The sequence below is a fragment of the Xanthomonas sp. NCPPB 1325 genome (assembly GCF_041477645.2).
Lineage (GTDB): Bacteria > Pseudomonadota > Gammaproteobacteria > Xanthomonadales > Xanthomonadaceae > Xanthomonas > Xanthomonas cannabis.
The window spans coordinates 3,783,214-3,802,545 of sequence record NZ_CM192985.1; the positions used below are offsets into that span (position 1 = coordinate 3,783,214).

Below are 19,332 nucleotides of genomic sequence, written 5' to 3' on the forward strand. Positions count from 1 at the left end.
GGTGATGCCGCCACTCCTGAACACCCCTGCCACCGCACGCACTGCCGCCAAGCCGCATCTCGCTGCACAACGCGCCGCTGCCGCGGCATCGCGTGCGTTTCCGCTGGTGACACCGGAGTTCAAGCAATTTCTGGATGCGCAGGCGCAGCTCAGCTACGCCAACCGCGCGCCTGCGGCAAAGGTCAAGGACCCTGTCGCCTTCGCACAGATGCAACGCTATCTGTTCAATCGCTACAACGGGCTGACCGTCTTGCGCAGTGTGCGTCAGGGCAAGGCGGTGTTCGATTGCATCCCGCGTGCGCAGCAACCTGCCTTGCGCGATGGCAGCACGCCCGCCTTGCCGCCGACCATCGCTGCCGGTGTCAGCAGCGGCGCTGCGCTGGATGCGGCGCCGCACTGCGATGCCGGCAGTGTGCCGCTGGCACGCATCGGCCTGGCCGACATCAGCAAGCATGCGACGCTGCAGGACTTCCTGCGCGGCACCACACCGCGCATCACCGAGCCTACCCGCGCACTCGTCGCACCAGCCGAGCAGCAGGCCGCGTCGGTGGTGCATTACTACTCCACCATCTATCTGGATACCGCCGGCTCGCCGGTCACCGGTGCCGGCGCCGATCTCAACACCTGGGTCCCGGCCGTGCGTGCCAACGATGCGCAGTCGATCAGTCAGATCTGGTTGGGGGGTTATACCCGGCAGGGGCAGATCCAGACATTGGAGGCCGGCTGGCAGACCCAGCCAGGCGCCGGCTGGGGCAACACGCCGATCCTGTTCATCTATTCCACCCAGGATGGCTACCTCACCACCGGTTGCCACAACCTGGACTGCGCGGACTTCGTGCAGGTCAGCAGCGCAAACGTGCTCGGTGCGGCACCGGCCGGCGGCTTCAGCAGCGCAGGCGGCAAACAGGCCATGTTGCACGTGGAATTCCAGCGCAATGCCGATGGGTACTGGTGGTTCGGCTTGAATGGCGAATGGATCGGTTACTACAAGGCCGACCTCTACGCGGGCGACATTGCCGAAGGCAGCGCCAACATCTTCATTTCCGCGGGTGGCGAGATTTCGACCTGGGACGGCCGCCCGAGCGCACCGATGGGCAGTGGCCGGTTCGCGTCTGCCGGTTACCGCCAGGCAGCCTTTCAGGCCAACCACTTCTACCGCGATGCCGGCATGGCCACCCGGCCGGCACAGCGCCTGTCATCGCTCAACGTCGAGCAGCCTGCCTGCTACACGCTGGCACTGGCCGGGTACAGCTATCCGTACGCATTGGGCAGCGGTGTGTCGCGCACCAGCCTGTCGCCGGAGATGCAGAACGGCGGCTTCTATTTCGGTGGCCCGGGCTGCGCACGCTGAGGTGAAGCGGTCGCGCGCACTGCAGCAGTGCGCGCGATCGGCTACGGCAAATCCACCCCTGCACACACGGCAGGGCGCGCATCCTTGATCGGCTGCACGCCCTGCGCATCGAACTGCAATGCCGCATGCGTGGGCGCAAACGCCGGCCAGGCAGGCAAGCCCTTGGCATTCGGGTTACCGCGCTGCACGAAGGCAGCCCAGTAGCGCTGCAGCGACACTGGCGGCTTGCCGACCGGCAGATTCTTGAACAGGAACGGCAACTCGGCGCTGTGCGTGACCTGCGCGCCGGGTGCAGCCGTGTCGAACACGTAATGCCACACCGGCACGCCGAGAGCGGCCTGGTGCTGGGCCACCGTTACTGCCGGGCAACGGAAGGTGAGATCGGTGGACAGCTGCATCGCCGCATTGCCCTGCCGCGCAGCACGCTGCGCCGCGTGCGCGCGCTGCGCCTGCAGCACCGCATCGGCACGCTCGGGATAGTCGCGGCGCAGACGCGCCTGCGCGCCCTGCTCGCCACCGTAGGTGAGCTCCTGCACCACGTAGCCGATCAGCAGCGGCACCTTGGCCTGTGCGCCACTTGCCAGCAGCTCGGCCGGTGCACGCGGCAGCACGCGGCCATCGACCACCGCCTGCAGCCAGATGTAGCCGTCGTCGTCCAGCGCCGGCACGTCCACGCCCTGCCCGGCCTTGAGCAACTGTTCCACCGGCAGCGCGCGCAGTTGATCCAGGCGCGTTGCCGGATCTTCGATGCCTGCGCGTTTGGCGATGGCAACGCCCACCGCACGGTTGTCCTCCAGGCTGCGTGCCGGCAAGCCGAACCCGGCGGTGCCGCTCTGTTCGATCGCACCAGAAAACAGGCCGCGTGACAGCGGGCTGAGCATCAGCAGGCCCACGTCCTGGCCACCGGCCGATTGCCCGGCGATGGTCACCCGCGCCGGGTCGCCGCCAAACTGCGCGATGTTGTCGCGCACCCAGCGCAGCGCGGCGATCTGATCGAGCAGGGCGTAATTGCCGGCGGCCTCGTTGTCGCCATCGCGCAATTCCGGCAGCGACAGGAATCCCAGCGCGCCCAGCCGGTATTGCAGCGTCACCACCAGCATGTCTTGCGCGACGAGGTTGGTGGGCAGATGCCCATCGGCGCCGCCAGCCACGTTGGCGCCACCATGGATCCACACGAACACCGGCAAGGGCTTGGCCGGATGCAACGCAGGGGTCTGCACTTCCACGTACAGGCAGTCTTCGCTGCCGCGCCTGGCCATCGCGTCGTTCCAGCCCAGCGCCGGCTGCACGCACGGCGTGGCCGCCTGGGTGGCGTCGCGTACCTGTGTCCAGGCGGCCGCCGGTTGCGGCGGCCGCCAGCGCAACGCGCCCAGCGGCGGTGCGGCGAACGGAATCTTGCGGAACACCGCGCTGCCGTCGTCCTGCCACTGGCCGCGCACCACACCGTGATCGGTGCGCACGTCCGGTGGTGCGGCAGGCGTAGGCGCCGTGGCAGCAGCGGCGCTGCCGGTGATAACGCAAGTAGCAGCCAGTAGCCAGGCAGACACACGCATCAGAGATCTCCGGTGATCACACGGGCACGCCAGGCGGCCTGGAAGACAGCGGTGGCCGAGGCCACGTTGAGACTTTCGACCTTGCCGCTGCCGCCGATGGACAGCTGCAGATCGCAGTCGCGCGCGAACTGGCGGTCCATGCCCTCGCTTTCCGCTCCCATCACGTACACCAGGCGCTGCGGCAGGCTGGCAGCGAACACGTCCTGGCCGCCATCGACGAGTGTGGCGGCCACCGCAAACCCGGCGTGCCGCAACTGGGTCAGCGCCTGCGCGGTGTCGGGCAACTGCACCAGCGGCACCGCTTCGGCACCGCCTTCGGCCACGCGTGCCGCAGCGCCGGACAACCCCAGCGTGGAACCGGCCGGCAGCAGCAAGCCGCCGACACCGAAATGCGCGGACGAGCGCAGGATCGCGCCGAAGTTGTGCGGGTTGCCCACGCCATCCAGCCACAGCGCCAGCATCGGGCCCGGCGGCAACGCGGCCAGCCACTCCTGCAGCGGTTGCGGCGCCACGCGCAGCACCTCGGCCACCACGCCTTCATGGTGCGCACTGGCGGCCAGCTTGCTGAGATCGGCGTCTTCCACCACGCGATAGCCGATACGCTCGGCCACGCACCAGGCCAGCAAGGCCTTGAACTGCGGAATCCGCGCCTCGCTCAGATAGAGCTTGCGGATGGCTTGCGGGCGCGCCTTGAACACGGCCTGCACGGCGTTGATGCCGTATAGCCGCACCTCGCGCGCGTTGCCGCTTGCCGCAGGGGCAGGTGCCGCGGTGGCGGGCGTATGCTGGGCCGGCGCGCGGGGTGCGGGACTGCGCGGTGCAGATGTGCGCGGCGCGGCGCGGCCCCACGGGTTGTGCGAGGCGCCGGAGCCGCCATCGCGTGGCGGCCGTGGGCCGCGTCCATCGTGCTGTGTCATCGTCGTATCCAGATGTGGGTGTTGCTTGCAGTGCGGATCAGGTTTTTCGGCCCCTTCCGCAGTGTGGTGTTGGTCGTGCTGCAGCACCGGCAGGGCCGCAGCCGCAGGAAGAGTGACGACGATGGTAAGCCACCGACGCGATAGGGCGTATACGGCGGCCGGGCTGAGCCACTGCGGACGTCTTGCCGTCCTGTAGAGGAACGCTGCCGAGGAGACGAAACGCACGCAGCTTCGGCGTGCCCTTGGTGGAGCGGCTAACACACCTGGCGAGCAGTCGTCTGGTGGTGTGGACGGCGCGCAGCAACCGCACTCTACGCAGTGCAATATGCCGCGCCAGCACCAGCCGCGCCCGCCTTGTGGTGAGCGCGGTTTTTTTGTCAGCTGCACTCAGGCAGGCCGATCTGCCTGCTGCAGACCGCAATCACGCGCGTGCAACACTCGGCCGAGAAGCGGCGCTCGCCCTGTTCTGGACGTACCGCCATGCATCGGGTTGGCCGTGGCCTGCGCAGTATCGACACCGCCGATACTGCGCACACCAGACGCACGCCGCAACTCAGCGCTTGGCGGTCTGCGCCTGCTGGAGCGCGGCGCAGAGGCGGATGGTTTCGCCGGTCTGGGCCAGGCCGCGGTCGGCGCCGCTGAGGGTGGCCAGCCGCGGCTTGAAGAAGGCCTCCAGGCGGTCGGCTTCCTCGCTGCTGCAGCCGCCGCTGGCAGCCAGTGCCGGCAAGCCGCCGCCGTCGAACGAACCGCTGCGCTGCACGATACGGTCGAAGTTGGCGGTGAACCAGGGCCACATTGACGCATGCGAGGCCTGCTCGGCGTGGCCACGCCGCAGCAGGCTCTTCATCTCGCCGACCTTGATCGCATCGGTGAGCGCGAAATCCCGTACCTGCTTGAGCAGCGCCGGGTCCTGCACCGCGCCCAGCCCATCGATCATCGCGTTGCGCTGCGCCGGGTCGGCATGCGTGCGCAGCGCGGCGATCAAGGCATTCACCGCGGCCGCGCCACGTTCCTGCACGGTCACCGACAGTGCGCTGCCGAGCAGGTCGGGATTGGCCGCGGAGAACTGCAGCGCCCCGTCGCTGCCGGCCAGCACGGCGTCGCCCTGGGCGAGCAAGGCCTTGCGCACCTCCGGCGTCTGCAGGCGCAAACCGAACAGGCTGGTCAACGCGCTCCGCAACGCGACGTCGTCGACCGACTCGCCACTGCGCCGCGTGTAACCCAACTGACGCAGGCGCGGCAGGTAGGCCTGCTCGGCCACCTTGCGCAAGGCGCTGCGCTGCGCCTCGGTGCTGGCCTGGTACTGCCAGATCCACACCAAGCGGTCCACCAGCGCGGTGGACACATCGGCCGATGCGGACGGCGCCAGCTGCTTGATCGCTGCCAGCACTGCATCGCTGTCGGCATCGCCATGGCGGTACGCCGCGTCGATCGCATCGGCATAGGCAAGCTGCTCGCTGTCGTCGAGCTGGCCGATCTGCTTGCCCAGTGCGGCCAGCTGCTTCTTCGGCAGACTGAAACGGTAATAGCCGGCGCCACGCGCGTTCGGGAAGACCCAGGTGTTCTTGCTGGCGCCTTCCAGCACGATGCTGCCGCTGGCGCTGTCCAGCAGCTGGCAGGCAGTGCCGACCTGGTTCTTCTCCTTGCCGTACTTCACGCACACCGGCACGCCCCACTGCTGCGCGGTGGAGCCGGCCGAGCCAAGCGGCAGGTAGCGCTGCTGCTGCAGCTTCACCACGGTCTTGCCGCCCTCGCGGGCCACCTGGGTCTGCAGGTACGGCACGCCCGGCTGATTGAGGAAGCTGCGGAAGGCGGCCTTGAAATCGGCGCCCTTGCCGGCTGCTTCGGCGATCGCATCGACCAGGTCGTCGGCGGTGGCGTTGGCAAACTTGTGCTTGGCGATATAGGCGCGCATGCCCTCGCGGAACACATCCTCGCCGACGAAGGCTTCGAACATCGCCAGCACTGCCGCACCCTTCTGGTAGGTGATGCCGTCGAAGGCGGTTTCGATATCGCCATTGCCGGTGATCGGCTGGCGGATCTTGCGCGCACTGACCAGGCTGTCGTTGTTCATCGCATATTGCGCACCGCCGATCCGGTCCAGGTTGGCGTGGTATTCCGGATGCAGCTGCATGGTGATCTTCTGCTGCATCCAGGTGGCGAAGGCCTCGTTGAGCCACAGGTCGTCCCACCACGCCATGGTCACGGCATCGCCGGTCCATTGATGCGCCAGCTCATGCGCGTTGGTGTTGAAGGAACGCTGCACGTTCACTGCAGGCGAGTCCTTGTCCAACAGCAACAGCCAATCGCGGAAGGTGACAAACCCCGGGTTCTCCATCGCGCCGGCACTGAAATCCGGGGCGGCGACCAGATCGAGCTTGTCGAACGGATACCCGAACGCGTAGTAGTCCTCCAGCGCAGCGATGATGGCCGGGGTCTGGTCCAGTGCGGGCGTGATGCGCGGGCCCTGCCCCTTGGCGGCGATACCGCGCAACGGCGTGGCCGTGGGGCGCTGCGGGGTGGCCGGCATGGCCGGCACATCCACCACATCCCAGGGACCGGCCGCGTAGGCCACCAGATAGGTGGGCAGCGGCACGGTGGGCGCAAAGGTCACCGTCTTCCAGCCCTTGCCGGCCGGCTTGGTCGAGGTGGCGATGGTGTTGGCCAGCGCCTGGTCGTCGCTGGGCACGGTCAGGCTCAGGTCGAACGGCGTCTTGAACGCCGGCTCGTCGAAGCCGGGGAACGCGTAGCGCGCGCTGATCGGCTCCATCTGCGTCATCGCATAGGCGTTGCCCTGGTACTTCACCTGATACAGGCCCTGCAGCTGCTGATTGAGCGGCGCGCTATAGCTGATGTCCACGGTGAGCGTCTGCGGCTGCAGCGTACGGCCGAAGTCCAGGCGCACTACACCGGTTTGTGCATCGGCCTGCACGTAGCGCGCGGTCAGCGGCTTGCCCTTGCCGGGCTTGACCGTGGCCTTGCTGACCACCAGTTCCTTGCCATGCAGCCACAGGTGATCGGACGCCTGCTTGAGCTGCACGCGAATGGTGGTGCGGCCACTGAACTGCGTTTGCTCCGGATCGATCTTGAACGACAGGCTGTAGCGCTCGGGTACCGCCCAGGTCGGCAGGCGCCCATTGGGCACTGTCTCGCCGGACGTTTGCGCCAGCGCACTGCCGCAGCACAGCGCAAGAAGGGAAGGAGCGAGCAGACAGGCAAGACGACGCATGGGCAATTCCGGTCAGGGTAACCGCCGAAGTCGATCACAGCCGGGCATGCGTGTCATGTGACCTTAGTCATTGGATGGGCGGGACGGCCGCTGCGGGTGGGCAGGCGCCGGCTGCCTGCCCGCAGTGGCAACGATGGCGGTCGCATCGTGCCGTGGCGGCCAGCGGCCTGTGCACCTGAAGATGCCGCTGCAACCGGTACAGCAACCAACGTAGCTCCGCAAGAACAGCTTGTCTGCGCGGCCTTGGCACCGCTGCGTGTCACGGCGTGATGCTGGCGCTGGGCACCAGCGCGCAGACCGGCATTCGCATGCAGGTGGCATGACCGCCCTGCACAACCGCACCCAACGTGCGGCCGTGCAGCGTGACCACGCACGCTACGCGTGCCCGCCCACCGATGGGGTGTCCGCTTCCAGGGTTTCCAGCTGGCGAGCCAGCGCTTCCGGCGACTTGGTGTACGGGGCAATCAAGCTGTAGAACGCCGGCACCACATACAGCGACAGCAGCGTGGACAGCGACACCCCGAAGATCACCACCACACCGATGGTGGCGCGGCTGGCCGAGCCGGGCCCGCCCGCCACCACCAGCGGGATGGCACCCACCACGGTGGCGATGGAGGTCATCAGGATCGGGCGCAGCCGCACCGAGGCGGATTCGACAATGGCCTGGTGCACGCTGCGGCCTTCGTCGCGCAACTGGTTGGCGAATTCCACGATCAGGATGCCGTTCTTGGCCGCCAGGCCCACCAGCATCACGATGCCGATCTGACTGAACAGATTGAGCGTGCCGCCGGTGACCCACAAGCCGACCAACGCACCCAGCACCGCCAGCGGCACGGTGAGCATGATCACCAGTGGATGCGCAAAACTTTCGAACTGCGCAGCCAGCACCAGATACACCACCAGCAAGGCCATGCCAAAGGTCAGCAACACCGCACTGCCGGATTGCTGGTACTCGCGCGATTCGCCCTTCCAGTCCAGCTGCGCGTATTCGGGCAGTTCTTCCTGTGCGGCCTGTTGCGCCCAGGCGATGGCATCACCCAACGGGTAACCCGGCGCCAGACCGGCGGTGATGGTGATTGCACGCAGCCGGTTGAAGCGGTTCAGGGTGCCGGCCTCGGCCACTTCGCTGAGCGTGACCAGGTTGGACAACGGAATCAGTTCGCCGCGGCTGGAGCGTACGCGGATGGCGGTGAGGTCTTCCGGCGACATGCGGCCTTCGCGCCCGGCCTGCAGCATGACGTCGTACTCCTCGCCGTTGTCGACGAAGGTGGTGACGCGCCGCGAGCCCATCATCGCTTCCAGCGCGCCACCGATGGCCGTCACCGGCACGCCCAGGTCGGCCGCACGCAGGCGGTCGATATTCACGCGCATCTGCGGGCGGGTTTCCTTGTAATCCGAATCCGGCCCGACCAAACCGGGATTGGCCTCCATGCGCTGCAGGATGCGATCGCGCCACTGCGCGATTTCTGCGTAATCCGGGCCACCGAGCACCATCTGGAACGGTTGGCCACGGCTACGCACCAGCCCACCGCTGACCTGCGTACGCGCACGCACGCCGCTGAGCACGTTGAGTTTTTGCTGCAGCTCATCGGCCACCTCGGTGGTCGGGCGGGTGCGTTTTTCCCAGTCCTGCAGGAACACGCTGACGCGGCCGGTGTGCATTTCCTCGCTGCTGCCAAAGCCGCCGGGCACGCGCGGGTTGGCGCGTACGATGGGTTTGTCCAGGCCCACGTAGGGGCGCAGGATGTCTTCGACCTGATGCATCTGCCCCACGGTGTAATCGAAACCGGCGCCCTCGGGGCCGTCGATCATGATCTGGAAGTTGCCGCGGTCTTCGGCCGGCGCCAGTTCGGAAGGAATGCGGCTCATCAGCCATGCGCTTGCGCCAAGCGCCAACAGCATCAACAGCGCGAAGATCCAGGTGCGGTGCACGTGCCGCTCCAGCGAGCGCCCATACGCACCGGACACCGTCTGCATGCGCCCGTCGAACCACTGATGGAAGCGATTGGGCTTGGCCACGCGATGCGAGCGCAGCAGCTTGGACGACATCATCGGCGTCAGCGTCAGCGCCACGAAGGCCGAGATCGCCACCGCCGCCGCCAATGCCACCGCCAATTCACGGAACAGGCGCCCGGTGTTGCCTTCCAGAAAGCCGACCGGCAGGAATACCGCCACCAGCACCGCCGTGGTCGCAATCACCGCGAATGCCACCTGCCCGGTGCCGCGCTTGGCCGCCACCAGCGGCGGCTCGCCCAGGTCGATGCGGCGCTGGATGTTTTCCACCACCACGATGGCGTCGTCCACCACCAGCCCGATGCACAGCACCAGCGCCAGCAGGGTGAGCAGGTTGATCGAAAAATCGAACGCGTACAGCGCGATGAACGCGGCGATCAGACACACCGGCACCGTCACCGCCGGAATCAATGCCGCGCGTGCGCTACCCAGAAAGACCCAGATCACCACCAGCACCAGCACCACCGCTTCGACCAGCGTGTGGTACACGCGCTCCACGGCCGCATCGATGAAGGTGGTGGTGTCGAAGGCGACAAAGATGTTGGTGCCCTGCGGCAGCGATTTCTGCACTTCCTCCGCTTGCGCGCGCGCCTCGCGGGCGACGTCCAGCGCGTTGGCGGTGGAGTTGCGCACGATACCCAGGCCCACGTTGGGCACACCGTTGCTCTGGAAATACGCGCGGCGTTCGGCCGAGGTCAGCTCGACTTTGGCCACGTCGCCCAACCGCACCACATAGCCGCCCTCGCCCTTGCTGAGCGGCAGCTTGGCAAAGTCTTCCGGCTTCAGATAACTGCGCTCCACCCGCAGGGTGAAATCGCGCTGCGCCGATTCGATGCTGCCGGCCGGCAGCTCGACGTTTTCGTTTTCCAGCGCAGCCTCGACATCGGCCACGGTGAGCGCGCGTGCGGCCAGCTGGTCGCGGTCGAGCCAGATGCGCATCGCATAGCGCTGGCGCCCGCCGATCCGCACCTGTGCCACGCCATCCAGGCTGGAGAAGCGGTCCACCACGTAGCGCTCGGCGTAGTCGGACAGCTGCAGCGTGTCCATCGTGCTGGAGCTCATGTTGAGCCACAGGATGGGGTCGGCGTCGGCTTCGACCTTGGAGATTTCCGGCGGGCGCGCCTGGTCGGGCATGCGGTCGGACACGCGGCTCACCGCATCGCGCACGTCGTTGGCAGCGGCTTCCACATCGCGCGACTGCACGAACTCGATGCTGATGTCGGAGGAGCCATTGCGGCTGCGCGCCTCGATGGTCTCGATGCCCTCGATGCCGGCCAGCGCGTCTTCCAGCACCTGGGTGATGCGGCTTTCCACCACCGCCGCCGAGGCGCCGGTGTATTCCACGTCCACCGAGACGATGGGCGGGTCGATCGCCGGCAGCTCGCGCAAGGTGAGGCGGGTGAACGACATCACCCCCAGCACGATCAGCAGCAGGCTCATCACCACCGCCATCACCGGGCGGGTAATGGACAGGTCGGAGAGCTTCATTGTGCGGCGGCCTGCGGGCGCATCGAGGCGGGCGCGGCCTGGTCGACCACCTTCAGCCCGGGACGCAGCTTGCCGGTGCCATCCACCACGATGCGCTCGCCGGCCTTGACGCCCTCCAGGATCTCCACCTTGCCATCGCGGCGCTCGCCCAGGCGCACATCGGCGCGCTCCACGCTGCTGTCGGGCTTGACCCGGAACACATACGACTCGCGCCCCACCTGCACCACCGCAATTTCCGGAATCACCACCGCCTGCCGCGCCGGCTGGAACAGCCGCACATCCAGCAGCATGCCCGGGCGCAGGCGCCGGTCGTCATTGGGGAAATCCGCACGCACCGTCACCGAGCGAGTGGTTTCGTCGATACGCGAATCGATCGCCGCCACCTCACCGTCGAAGCGCGCGCCCGGGTAAGCGGCCGCCGTGCCGTTCACCACGTTGCCGAGCTGCACCAGACCGAACTGCGATTCCGGCACCTGGAAGTCCACGTACATGCGCGCCACATCGTCCAGCGTGGCGATCACCGTGCTGGAGGTGATCAACGACCCCGGACTGATCTGGCGGATGCCAAGCACGCCCGCGAACGGCGCGCGGACCTCGCGGTCGGTGATCTCCGCACGCATCTGCTGCACGCGCGCCTGCGCCGCATCGCGCAGCGCGCGTTGCGTATCGACGGTGGACTTGGCGACCAGCTGCTGGCCAACCAGGCTCAACTGACGCCTGTACAGCTGGTCGGTTTCTTCGAAGGTGGCCTGCGCGGCGGTCAACGCCGCCTGCTGCGAATTGCCACGCAGCCGCAGCAGCAACTGCCCGGCCTTGACCTCATCGCCGCTGTCGAAATACACCTGCTCCACCACATCGCTCACCGCGGCAGTGAGCGCCACCGATTCGCGCGCACGCACGGTAGCGATCGATTGCACGGTGGAATTCCACGGCTGCACCGCAACCGGCTGCACCACTACCGGAATCGGCTTGGCCACCGCCGGCGCACTCGCCTGACGGGCGCAACCGGACAGCCACACGGCCAACAAGAGCGCGACGCAGTGGCGCGCGCTGGGCAGAACAAGCATCAGAACATCCTGGCGGGGTACCTCGAAAGTTTACCGACCTGGCCGCCATGCGTTGACAGAAAGGGCGCGCTTTGCACCATGACCAACGACCCTTGCCGTCGCCGCCACGATGCGCTGGCCAGCGCAGTCATCGATGCCGCGTGCGACCCCCTGCGAGCCAGGCTGGCGCAGAACCGGGCGGCAATGTACTGCCGGTTCTGTGCCAATCCCATGACGTGCCGGAGGCCGCTTGCAGCGCCCTGATGCCCGCGCTCAGCGCTCCAGCCCCAGAAACTCGAGCACGTGGCGCGCCAGCGCCTCTACATTCTCACCATCGGCGTGAAGATGGATCTCCGGCGTTTCGGGCGCCTCGTAGGGCGAGTCGATCCCGGTGAAATTGGGGATCTGCCCGGCACGGGCCTTGCGGTACAGCCCCTTCACGTCGCGCGCCTCGGCAACGGCCAGCGGCACGTCCACGAACACTTCGACGAACTCACCCGCGTCGAAGCGCTCGCGCGCCAGTTGCCGCTCGGCGCGGAACGGCGAGATGAAACTCACCAGCACGATCAGCCCCGCGTCTGCCATCAGCCGCGCCACCTCGGCCACCCGGCGGATGTTTTCCACGCGGTCTTCGTCGGTGAAGCCCAGATCGCGGTTGAGCCCGTGGCGCACGTTGTCGCCGTCCAGGATGAAGGTGTGGTAGCCCAGGGCGTGCAGGCGCTTGTCGACCAGATTGGCAACGGTGGATTTGCCCGCACCCGACAGGCCGGTGAACCACAGCACGCGCGGCGCCTGCCCCTTGATGCGCGCACGTGCGCTGCGGTCTACATCCAGATGCTGCCAATGCACGTTGCCGGCGCGGCGCAACGCAAATTCCAGCGTGCCGGCCGCCACCGTGGCATTGCTTTGCCGGTCGATCAGGATGAAGCCACCGAGCACCCGGTTGCGTGCATACGGCGAGAACGCGATGGGTTCGTCCAGCGCCAGGTTGCAGTAGCCCACTTCGTTGAGCTCCAGCCGCTTGGCGGCCAGCCGCTCCTGCGTATTCACATCGACCTTGTGCTTGATCTCGCTGATGCTCACGGTGACCGTGCGGGTGCCGATCTTGAGCCAGTACGGGCGGCCCGGCAGCAGCGCGGCATCGTCCATCCACAGCAGATGCGCAGCAAACTGGTCGGCCACTTCGGGCGGGTCGTCGATGGCGGCAATGATGTCGCCGCGGCTGATGTCGATCTCGTCGCGCAAGGTCAGCGTCACTGCCTGCCCGGCGCGTGCGCTGTCCACCTCCCCGTTGGCATCGAGCACGCTCGCCACCTGCGTGCGGCGCCCGGACGGCACCACCACCACCGCATCGCCCACACGCACCTGACCGGCGGCAATCGTGCCCGCATAGCCGCGGAACTGCGAGTTGGCGCGATTGACCCACTGCACCGGCAGCCGCAAGCCGCTGCCGGCTTCCGGCGGCTCCAGCTGCACGGTTTCAAGATGCTGCAACAGCGGCGGGCCCTGGTACCACGGCATCCGCGTCGAGGCGCTGGACAGATTTTCGCCAGCCAGCGCCGAGAGCGGAATGCACTGCACATCGGCGATGCCCAGCTGCGCGGCCAGCGCGCGATAGCCTTCGGCAATGCCGGCAAACACCTGCGCGTCGTAGTCCACCAGGTCCATCTTGTTGACCGCCAGCACCACATGCCGGATGCCCAGCAAGGACACGATGTAGCTATGCCTGCGGGTCTGCGCCAGCAGGCCCTTGCGCGCATCCACCAGCACCACCGCCACATCGGCGGTCGATGCGCCGGTGGCCATATTGCGCGTGTACTGCTCGTGCCCGGGGCAATCGGCCACGATGAACTTGCGCTGGTCGGTATCGAAATAGCGGTACGCCACATCGATGGTGATGCCCTGTTCGCGCTCGGCCGCCAGCCCGTCCATCAGCAGCGCGTAATCGATACCCCCGCCCTGCGTGCCATGCCGCCGGCTGTCGCTTTCCAGCGCCGCCAGCTGATCGTCGAACAAGCGCTTGCTGTCATACAGCAACCGCCCGATCAGCGTGCTCTTGCCGTCATCCACGCTGCCGCAGGTGATGAAGCGCAGCAGCGGCTTGGATTCGTGCTGCTGGAGGTAGGCCGCGATGCTGCCGGGAATCGGGAGTCGGGAATCGGGAATCGCAAAGGCGTCCTCTTCCATGGTGACGTTTGCCGGCAACCGCTGTTGCGATTCCCCATTCCCGATTCCCCATTCACTGCCCATCAAAAATACCCCTCAAGCTTTTTCTGTTCCATCGATGCGCCCGGTGCGTGGTCGATCATGCGGCCCTGGCGCTCGGAGCTGGTGCTGACCAGCATTTCGGCGATCACCGCTTCCAGGGTGTCGGCGCTGGACTCGATCGCGCCGGTGAGCGGGTAGCAGCCCAGCGTGCGAAAGCGCACCGAACGCAGCTGCGGGGTTTCGCCCGGGTGCAGCGGCAGGCGCGCGTCGTCGACCAGGATCAGCGCGCCGTCGCGCTCCACCACCGGGCGCGGCGCGGCGAAATACAGCGGCACCACCGGGATCCTTTCGCGGTAGATGTAGAGCCAGATATCCAGCTCGGTCCAGTTGGACAGCGGAAACACGCGCACACTCTCACCGGGCCTGGTGCGCGCGTTGTACAGATTCCATAGCTCGGGGCGCTGGTTCTTCGGGTCCCAGCGATGGCGCGCATTGCGGAACGAGAACACCCGCTCCTTGGCCCGCGATTTCTCCTCATCGCGCCGCGCCCCGCCGATCGCCGCATCGAAGCCGCCCTGCTCCAGCGCCTGCTTCAGGCCCTGGGTCTTCATGATGTCGGTGTGTACCGCCGCGCCATGGCTGATCGGGCCGATGTCCTGGGCGATGCCGTCGGGATTGATGTGCACGCGCAGGTCCACACCGGTTTCGGCGGCGCGGCGGTCGCGGAAGGCGATCATCTCGCGGAACTTCCAGCGCGTGTCCACGTGCAGCAGCGGGATCGGCGGCGGCGACGGCGCGAACGCCTTGAGCAGCAGATGCAGCAGCACCGAGCTGTCCTTGCCGACCGAATACAGCATCACCGGGGTCCGGAACTCGGCGGCGACTTCGCGCAGGATGTGGATGCTTTCGGCTTCGAGCCGGTCGAGATGGGACAGCGGCAGCAGGGTCATCGGGGTGTCGTCGGGATCGGCAGGCTCGCCAATCGATGGTAGGCCAAGGCGCCGCAGTGTGTCCCGGCCTTATGCCAGCCCGAAATAAGCGGCTGGCATAACACGATAACGGCTGCTCCTTTCTGGTCGCCGCAACGCTTCTCTAACATCGTCGGTCTCATCAAAGCCCCCGGACCCGAATGACTGCCGCCAGCTCCGCGCTACCGCCCAGCCCCTTGCCCGACGAGCGCAAGGCGCTGCTGGACCGGTTGGTCGACGGCCTGGATGCCGCGGCGCTGTGGTGGTTGTCCGGCTATGCCGCCGGGCTGGCGCAGGGCCACCCGCCGCGTTCGCTGGCGGTGCTGCCGGGCGGGCAAGCCCAAGCAATCGCCCAGGAAGGCCAACGCCTGACCGTGATCTACGGCAGCCAGACCGGCAACGCCCGCCGCCAGGCCGAGCAACTGGCTGCCGACGCCGAGGCCGCCGGGCTCAGCGTGCGCCTGCTGCGCGCAGACGCCTACCCCACCCGCGAGCTGGCCAACGAGCGCCTGCTGTATGTGGTGATCAGCACCCAGGGCGAAGGCGACCCGCCGGACGATGCGATCGGCCTGGTGGAGTTTGTGACCGGCCGCCGCGCGCCGAAGCTGCCCGAGCTGAAATACGCCGTGCTGGGCCTGGGCGATTCCAGCTATGCAGACTTCTGCGGCATTGCGCGGCGCATCGATGAGCGCCTGGCCGAGCTCGGCGCCAGCCGCGTGCAGCCGCGTGGCGAGGCCGACCTGGACATCGACAGCATCGCCGCCCCCTGGCGCGTGCAGGCGCTCAAGCATGCACGCGAGCAGCTCAAGAGCGCGCCGCACACGGCCACGATCACCCCGCTGCGCAGCAGCCCCGCTGCCCCGGCGTGGTCGCACCAGCATCCGTTTGCCGCCGAGGTACTGGCCAACCAGATCATCAGCGGGCGTGACTTCAAGGGCCCGGGCTTTCGTGTCTATGCGCAGCCCGGCAAGCGCGTGCGGCATCTGGAGTTCTCGCTGGACGGCAGCGGCCTGAGTTACGAGCCCGGCGATGCCCTGGGCATCGTCCACCGCAATCCGCCGGCGCTGGTGGATGCGCTACTGCACAGCCTGCAGCTGGACGGTGGTGCCGCCGTCACCGTCGGCGACGAGACGCTGGCCTTGCACGAGTGGCTGGCCACCCGACGCGAACTGACCAAGCTGTCGCGGCCATTCCTCACCGCCCATGCCGAGCGCGCCGCTGCAGCCGATCTGCAGGCGCTGCTGGCCCCTACCCAGACTGCCGGCCTGGCGTCGTTGCTCTCCGATCATCAAGTGATCGACGTGCTGCGGCGCTGGCCGGCGGATTGGGACCACGCCGGCCTGCTGGCCGCGTTGCGTCCACTTGCTCCCCGCCTGTATTCCATCGCCTCCAGCCGCAAGCGCGTGGGTGATGAAGTGCATCTGGCCGTGGACGAACTCAACTACCAGGCCCATGGGCATGCGCATCTGGGGTCGGCCAGCGGCTTTCTCGCCGCGCTCGCCGAGGGTGAGACCGCGCCGGTCTATATCGAACCCAACGAACGCTTCCGCGTGCCGGCCGACACCGATCGCGACATCCTGATGATCGGCCCGGGCACCGGCGTGGCGCCCTTCCGCGCCTTTGTGCAGGAACGCGCCGAAACCGGCGCCCGGGGCCGTAACTGGTTGTTCTTCGGCGCCCAGCATTTCAATACCGATTTCCTGTATCAGGCCGAGTGGCAGCAGGCGCTGCAACGCGGTGAGCTGCACGCCCTGGACCTGGCGTTCTCGCGCGACCAAGCCGAAAAGGTCTATGTGCAGCACCGCCTGCGCGCGCGCGGCGCCGAGGTCTATGCCTGGCTGCAGGGCGGCGCACATCTGTATGTCTGCGGCGCCATCGGCATGGGCAAGGACGTCCACGCCACGCTGCTGGACATCGTCACCACCCACGGCGCACGCAGCGCCGAGGACGCCGCCGCGTACCTCACGCAACTACAGGTGGAGGGGCGCTATGCGCGCGATGTCTATTAATGCCGGGAATCGGGATTGCGGAATCGGGATTCGGTACTGCCCGCAACTGAGCTCTCCTGGCAGACCGACCCGCTTTCTACGAATCCCCATTCCCGACTCCCGATTCCCATGACTCACTCCGTCGAAGACATCAAATCCGAAAGCCGTCGCCTGCGTGGGTCGCTGGAGCAGAGCCTGGCCGATGCGGTGACCGGGGCGTTGCGTGAGGACGATCAGACCCTGATCAAGTATCACGGCAGCTACCAGCAGGACGACCGCGATATCCGTGACGAGCGGCGTCGGCAAAAGCTCGAGCCGGCGTATCAGTTCATGATCCGCACGCGCACGCCGGGCGGGGTGATTTCGCCCACGCAGTGGCTGGCACTGGACGGCATCGCCACCCGGTATGCCAATCATTCGCTGCGCATCACCACGCGCCAGGCGTTCCAGTTCCATGGCGTGATCAAGCGCGAGCTCAAGGCGACCATGCAGGCCATCAATGCCACCTTGATCGATACGCTGGCGGCTTGCGGCGATGTCAATCGCAACGTGCAGGTGGCGGCGAACCCGCTGCTCTCAAAGGCGCACGCCACGCTGTACGCCGATGCCGCGCGCGTGTCCGAGCATCTGTTGCCCAATACACGGGCGTATTACGAAATCTGGCTGGACGAAGAGCGCGTGTCCGGCTCCGGCAGCGAGGACGAGCCGATCTATGGCGACCGTTACCTGCCGCGCAAATTCAAGATCGGCTTCGCCGCGCCGCCGCTCAACGATGTGGACGTGTTCGCCAACGATCTGGGCTTCATCGCCATCCTGCGCGATGGGCAGTTGCTGGGCTATAACGTGAGCATCGGCGGCGGCATGGGCGCCTCGCACGGCGACACCGAGACCTGGCCGCGCGTGGCCAACGTGATTGGCTTTGTGACCCGCGATCAATTGCTCGATATCGCCACCGCAGTGGTCACCACACAACGGGACCTCGGCAACCGCGCAGTGCGCAAGCGCGCACGCTTCAAGTACACCATCGACGATCATGGCCTGGACACCATCGTGGCCGAGATCGAACGCCGCGCCGGCTTTGCGCTGCAGCCGGCGCAGCCGTTCGCGTTCGACCACAACGGCGACCGCTATGGCTGGGTCGAAGGCGAAGACGGGCTGTGCCACCTGACCCTGTCGCTGCCGGCCGGCCGCATTGCCGATACCGAAACGGCAGCGCATCTGAGCGGGCTGCGTGCGATTGCGCAATTGAACGTTGGCGAGTTCCGCATGACGCCCAACCAGAACCTGGTGATCGCCGGCGTGCTGGCGAGCGAGCGCGCACGCGTCGATGCGCTGGTGGCGCAGTACGCGCTGGATGCCGGCAACCAGGCCGCCAGCGCCCTGGCGCGCGGCGCGATGGCCTGCGTGGCGCTGCCCACCTGTGGCCTGGCAATGACCGAGGCCGAGCGCTATCTGCCCGATTTCAGCGCTGCATTGCTGCCGCTGCTGCAACAACACGGGCTGACCCAGACACCGATCGTGCTGCGTCTCTCCGGTTGCCCCAACGGCTGTTCGCGCCCGTATCTGGCCGAGATCGCGCTGGTGGGCAAGGCACCCGGCCGCTACAACCTGATGCTGGGTGGCGACCGCCGCGGCCAGCGCCTCAACACCTTGTACCGCGAAAACATCACCGAAGCAGACATCCTGGCCGCCTTGGACCCGTTACTAGCGCGCTACGCCGCCGAGCGCGACCAATCCAACGATGAAGGCTTCGGCGATTTCCTGCACCGCAGCGGCCTGATCGCGCTGCCGCCTTACCCCACGCACCGTCACCTCGACCTGGAATTGCTCGCATGACTGCGCTGCCTGCCGCATCGAACACGTCTTCCGCATTGGACGACCTGGAAACGCTCAACGTGCAACTGGAAGGCCTGCGTGCCGACGAGCGCGTGGCCTGGGCGTTGCAGCACGGCCCGCAGGAGGCGGCGCTGTCGTCGAGCTTTGGCGCGCAATCGGCGGTCACGCTGCATCTGCTGACCCAGCAGCGCCCGGACATCCCGGTCATCCTGATCGATACCGGTTACCTGTTCCCGGAGACCTACCGTTTTGCCGATGCCCTGACCGACCGGCTCAAGCTCAACCTCAAGGTCTATCGCCCGCTGGTCAGCCGCGCCTGGATGGAAGCCCGTCATGGCCGGCTGTGGGAACAGGGCATGGTCGGCATCGACCAATACAACAATCTGCGCAAGGTCGAACCGATGCGCCGTGCCTTGGACGAACTCAACGTGGGCACCTGGTTCACCGGCCTGCGCCGCAGCCAGTCCGGCGGACGCGCGCAGACGCCGATCGTGCAGAAGCGCGGCGAGCGCTACAAGGTCAGCCCGATCGCCGACTGGACCGACCGCGACGTGTGGCAATACCTGCAGGCGCACGACCTGCCGTATCACCCACTGTGGGAACAGGGTTATGTGTCGATCGGCGACTTCCACACCACGCGTCGCTGGGAACCGGGCATGCGCGAAGAAGACACCCGCTTCTTCGGACTCAAGCGCGAGTGCGGCATCCACGAGGATATCTGAGCTCCGCGCAATC

General features: G+C 67.1%; 11 protein-coding genes. 4 read left to right on the forward strand and 7 right to left on the reverse strand.

Features of this window, described 5'->3' with window-relative positions:
* The first annotated feature begins 4 nt into the window (after positions 1-4).
* Positions 5-1,351, forward strand: a complete 1,347-nt coding sequence (locus ACCQ10_RS16045) for a neprosin family prolyl endopeptidase (protein ID WP_372361252.1) — start codon at positions 5-7, stop codon at positions 1,349-1,351.
* Positions 1,352-1,392: 41 nt separating this feature from the next.
* On the opposite strand, the gene ACCQ10_RS16050 is transcribed toward ACCQ10_RS16045, so the two are convergent.
* The 7 genes from ACCQ10_RS16050 to cysD form a co-directional block, all read right to left on the reverse strand.
* Entirely contained in the window at positions 1,393-2,904 is a 1,512-nt protein-coding gene (locus ACCQ10_RS16050) for a carboxylesterase/lipase family protein (protein ID WP_372361253.1), read from the reverse strand.
* The gene (locus ACCQ10_RS16055) at positions 2,904-3,821 is read right to left on the reverse strand and encodes a TrmH family RNA methyltransferase (RefSeq protein ID WP_372361254.1); all 918 of its coding nucleotides are present in this window, start codon (positions 3,819-3,821) and stop codon (positions 2,904-2,906) included. Before ACCQ10_RS16055 ends, ACCQ10_RS16050 begins: the two co-directional genes overlap by 1 nt.
* Positions 3,822-4,374: 553 nt before the next feature.
* Positions 4,375-7,050 carry a M1 family metallopeptidase gene (locus ACCQ10_RS16060; protein WP_372361255.1) on the reverse strand — a complete coding sequence of 892 codons (2,676 nt, stop codon included), beginning with the start codon at positions 7,048-7,050 and terminating at the stop codon, positions 4,375-4,377.
* Positions 7,051-7,425: 375 nt separating this feature from the next.
* Positions 7,426-10,551 (reverse strand): efflux RND transporter permease subunit, encoded by a 3,126-nt coding sequence (locus tag ACCQ10_RS16065; RefSeq protein ID WP_372361256.1) that lies wholly within the window; start codon positions 10,549-10,551, stop codon positions 7,426-7,428.
* Positions 10,548-11,618, reverse strand: a complete 1,071-nt coding sequence (locus ACCQ10_RS16070; RefSeq protein WP_372361257.1) for an efflux RND transporter periplasmic adaptor subunit — start codon at positions 11,616-11,618, stop codon at positions 10,548-10,550. The genes ACCQ10_RS16065 and ACCQ10_RS16070 overlap by 4 nt, the downstream gene beginning before the upstream one ends.
* 252 nt (positions 11,619-11,870) lie before the next feature.
* The gene (cysN, locus tag ACCQ10_RS16075; RefSeq protein ID WP_372361258.1) at positions 11,871-13,784 is read right to left on the reverse strand and encodes a sulfate adenylyltransferase subunit CysN; all 1,914 of its coding nucleotides are present in this window, start codon (positions 13,782-13,784) and stop codon (positions 11,871-11,873) included.
* A 62-nt stretch (positions 13,785-13,846) separates the two neighbouring features.
* A complete protein-coding gene (gene cysD / locus ACCQ10_RS16080) occupies positions 13,847-14,755 on the reverse strand; it encodes a sulfate adenylyltransferase subunit CysD (RefSeq protein WP_372361259.1) in 909 nt (302 codons plus the stop codon).
* Positions 14,756-14,934: 179 nt separating this feature from the next.
* On the opposite strand from cysD, the gene ACCQ10_RS16085 reads away from it, so the two are divergent.
* The 3 genes from ACCQ10_RS16085 (at position 14,935) to ACCQ10_RS16095 (ending at position 19,319) form a co-directional block, all read left to right on the forward strand.
* Positions 14,935-16,782 carry an assimilatory sulfite reductase (NADPH) flavoprotein subunit gene (locus tag ACCQ10_RS16085; protein WP_372361260.1) on the forward strand — a complete coding sequence of 616 codons (1,848 nt, stop codon included), beginning with the start codon at positions 14,935-14,937 and terminating at the stop codon, positions 16,780-16,782.
* A gap of 108 nt (positions 16,783-16,890) precedes the next feature.
* A complete protein-coding gene (cysI, locus tag ACCQ10_RS16090; protein ID WP_372361261.1) occupies positions 16,891-18,597 on the forward strand; it encodes an assimilatory sulfite reductase (NADPH) hemoprotein subunit in 1,707 nt (568 codons plus the stop codon).
* Complete coding sequence (locus ACCQ10_RS16095; protein ID WP_166744834.1) at positions 18,594-19,319, forward strand: phosphoadenylyl-sulfate reductase; 726 nt, start codon at positions 18,594-18,596, stop codon at positions 19,317-19,319. Before cysI ends, ACCQ10_RS16095 begins: the two co-directional genes overlap by 4 nt.
* Positions 19,320-19,332 lie beyond the last annotated feature (13 nt).

What these genes read in the sequence shown, in the direction of transcription:
- ACCQ10_RS16045 (WP_372361252.1), top strand. Translation starts at nt 5, where the DNA reads ATGCCGCCACTCCTGAACACCCCTGCCACCGCACGCACTGCCGCCAAG.
- ACCQ10_RS16050 (WP_372361253.1), bottom strand. Translation starts at nt 2,904, where the DNA reads ATGCGTGTGTCTGCCTGGCTACTGGCTGCTACTTGCGTTATCACCGGC.
- ACCQ10_RS16055 (WP_372361254.1), bottom strand. Translation starts at nt 3,821, where the DNA reads ATGACACAGCACGATGGACGCGGCCCACGGCCGCCACGCGATGGCGGC.
- ACCQ10_RS16060 (WP_372361255.1), bottom strand. Translation starts at nt 7,050, where the DNA reads ATGCGTCGTCTTGCCTGTCTGCTCGCTCCTTCCCTTCTTGCGCTGTGC.
- ACCQ10_RS16065 (WP_372361256.1), bottom strand. Translation starts at nt 10,551, where the DNA reads ATGAAGCTCTCCGACCTGTCCATTACCCGCCCGGTGATGGCGGTGGTG.
- ACCQ10_RS16070 (WP_372361257.1), bottom strand. Translation starts at nt 11,618, where the DNA reads ATGCTTGTTCTGCCCAGCGCGCGCCACTGCGTCGCGCTCTTGTTGGCC.
- cysN (WP_372361258.1), bottom strand. Translation starts at nt 13,784, where the DNA reads ATGGAAGAGGACGCCTTTGCGATTCCCGATTCCCGACTCCCGATTCCC.
- cysD (WP_372361259.1), bottom strand. Translation starts at nt 14,755, where the DNA reads ATGACCCTGCTGCCGCTGTCCCATCTCGACCGGCTCGAAGCCGAAAGC.
- ACCQ10_RS16085 (WP_372361260.1), top strand. Translation starts at nt 14,935, where the DNA reads ATGACTGCCGCCAGCTCCGCGCTACCGCCCAGCCCCTTGCCCGACGAG.
- cysI (WP_372361261.1), top strand. Translation starts at nt 16,891, where the DNA reads ATGACTCACTCCGTCGAAGACATCAAATCCGAAAGCCGTCGCCTGCGT.
- ACCQ10_RS16095 (WP_166744834.1), top strand. Translation starts at nt 18,594, where the DNA reads ATGACTGCGCTGCCTGCCGCATCGAACACGTCTTCCGCATTGGACGAC.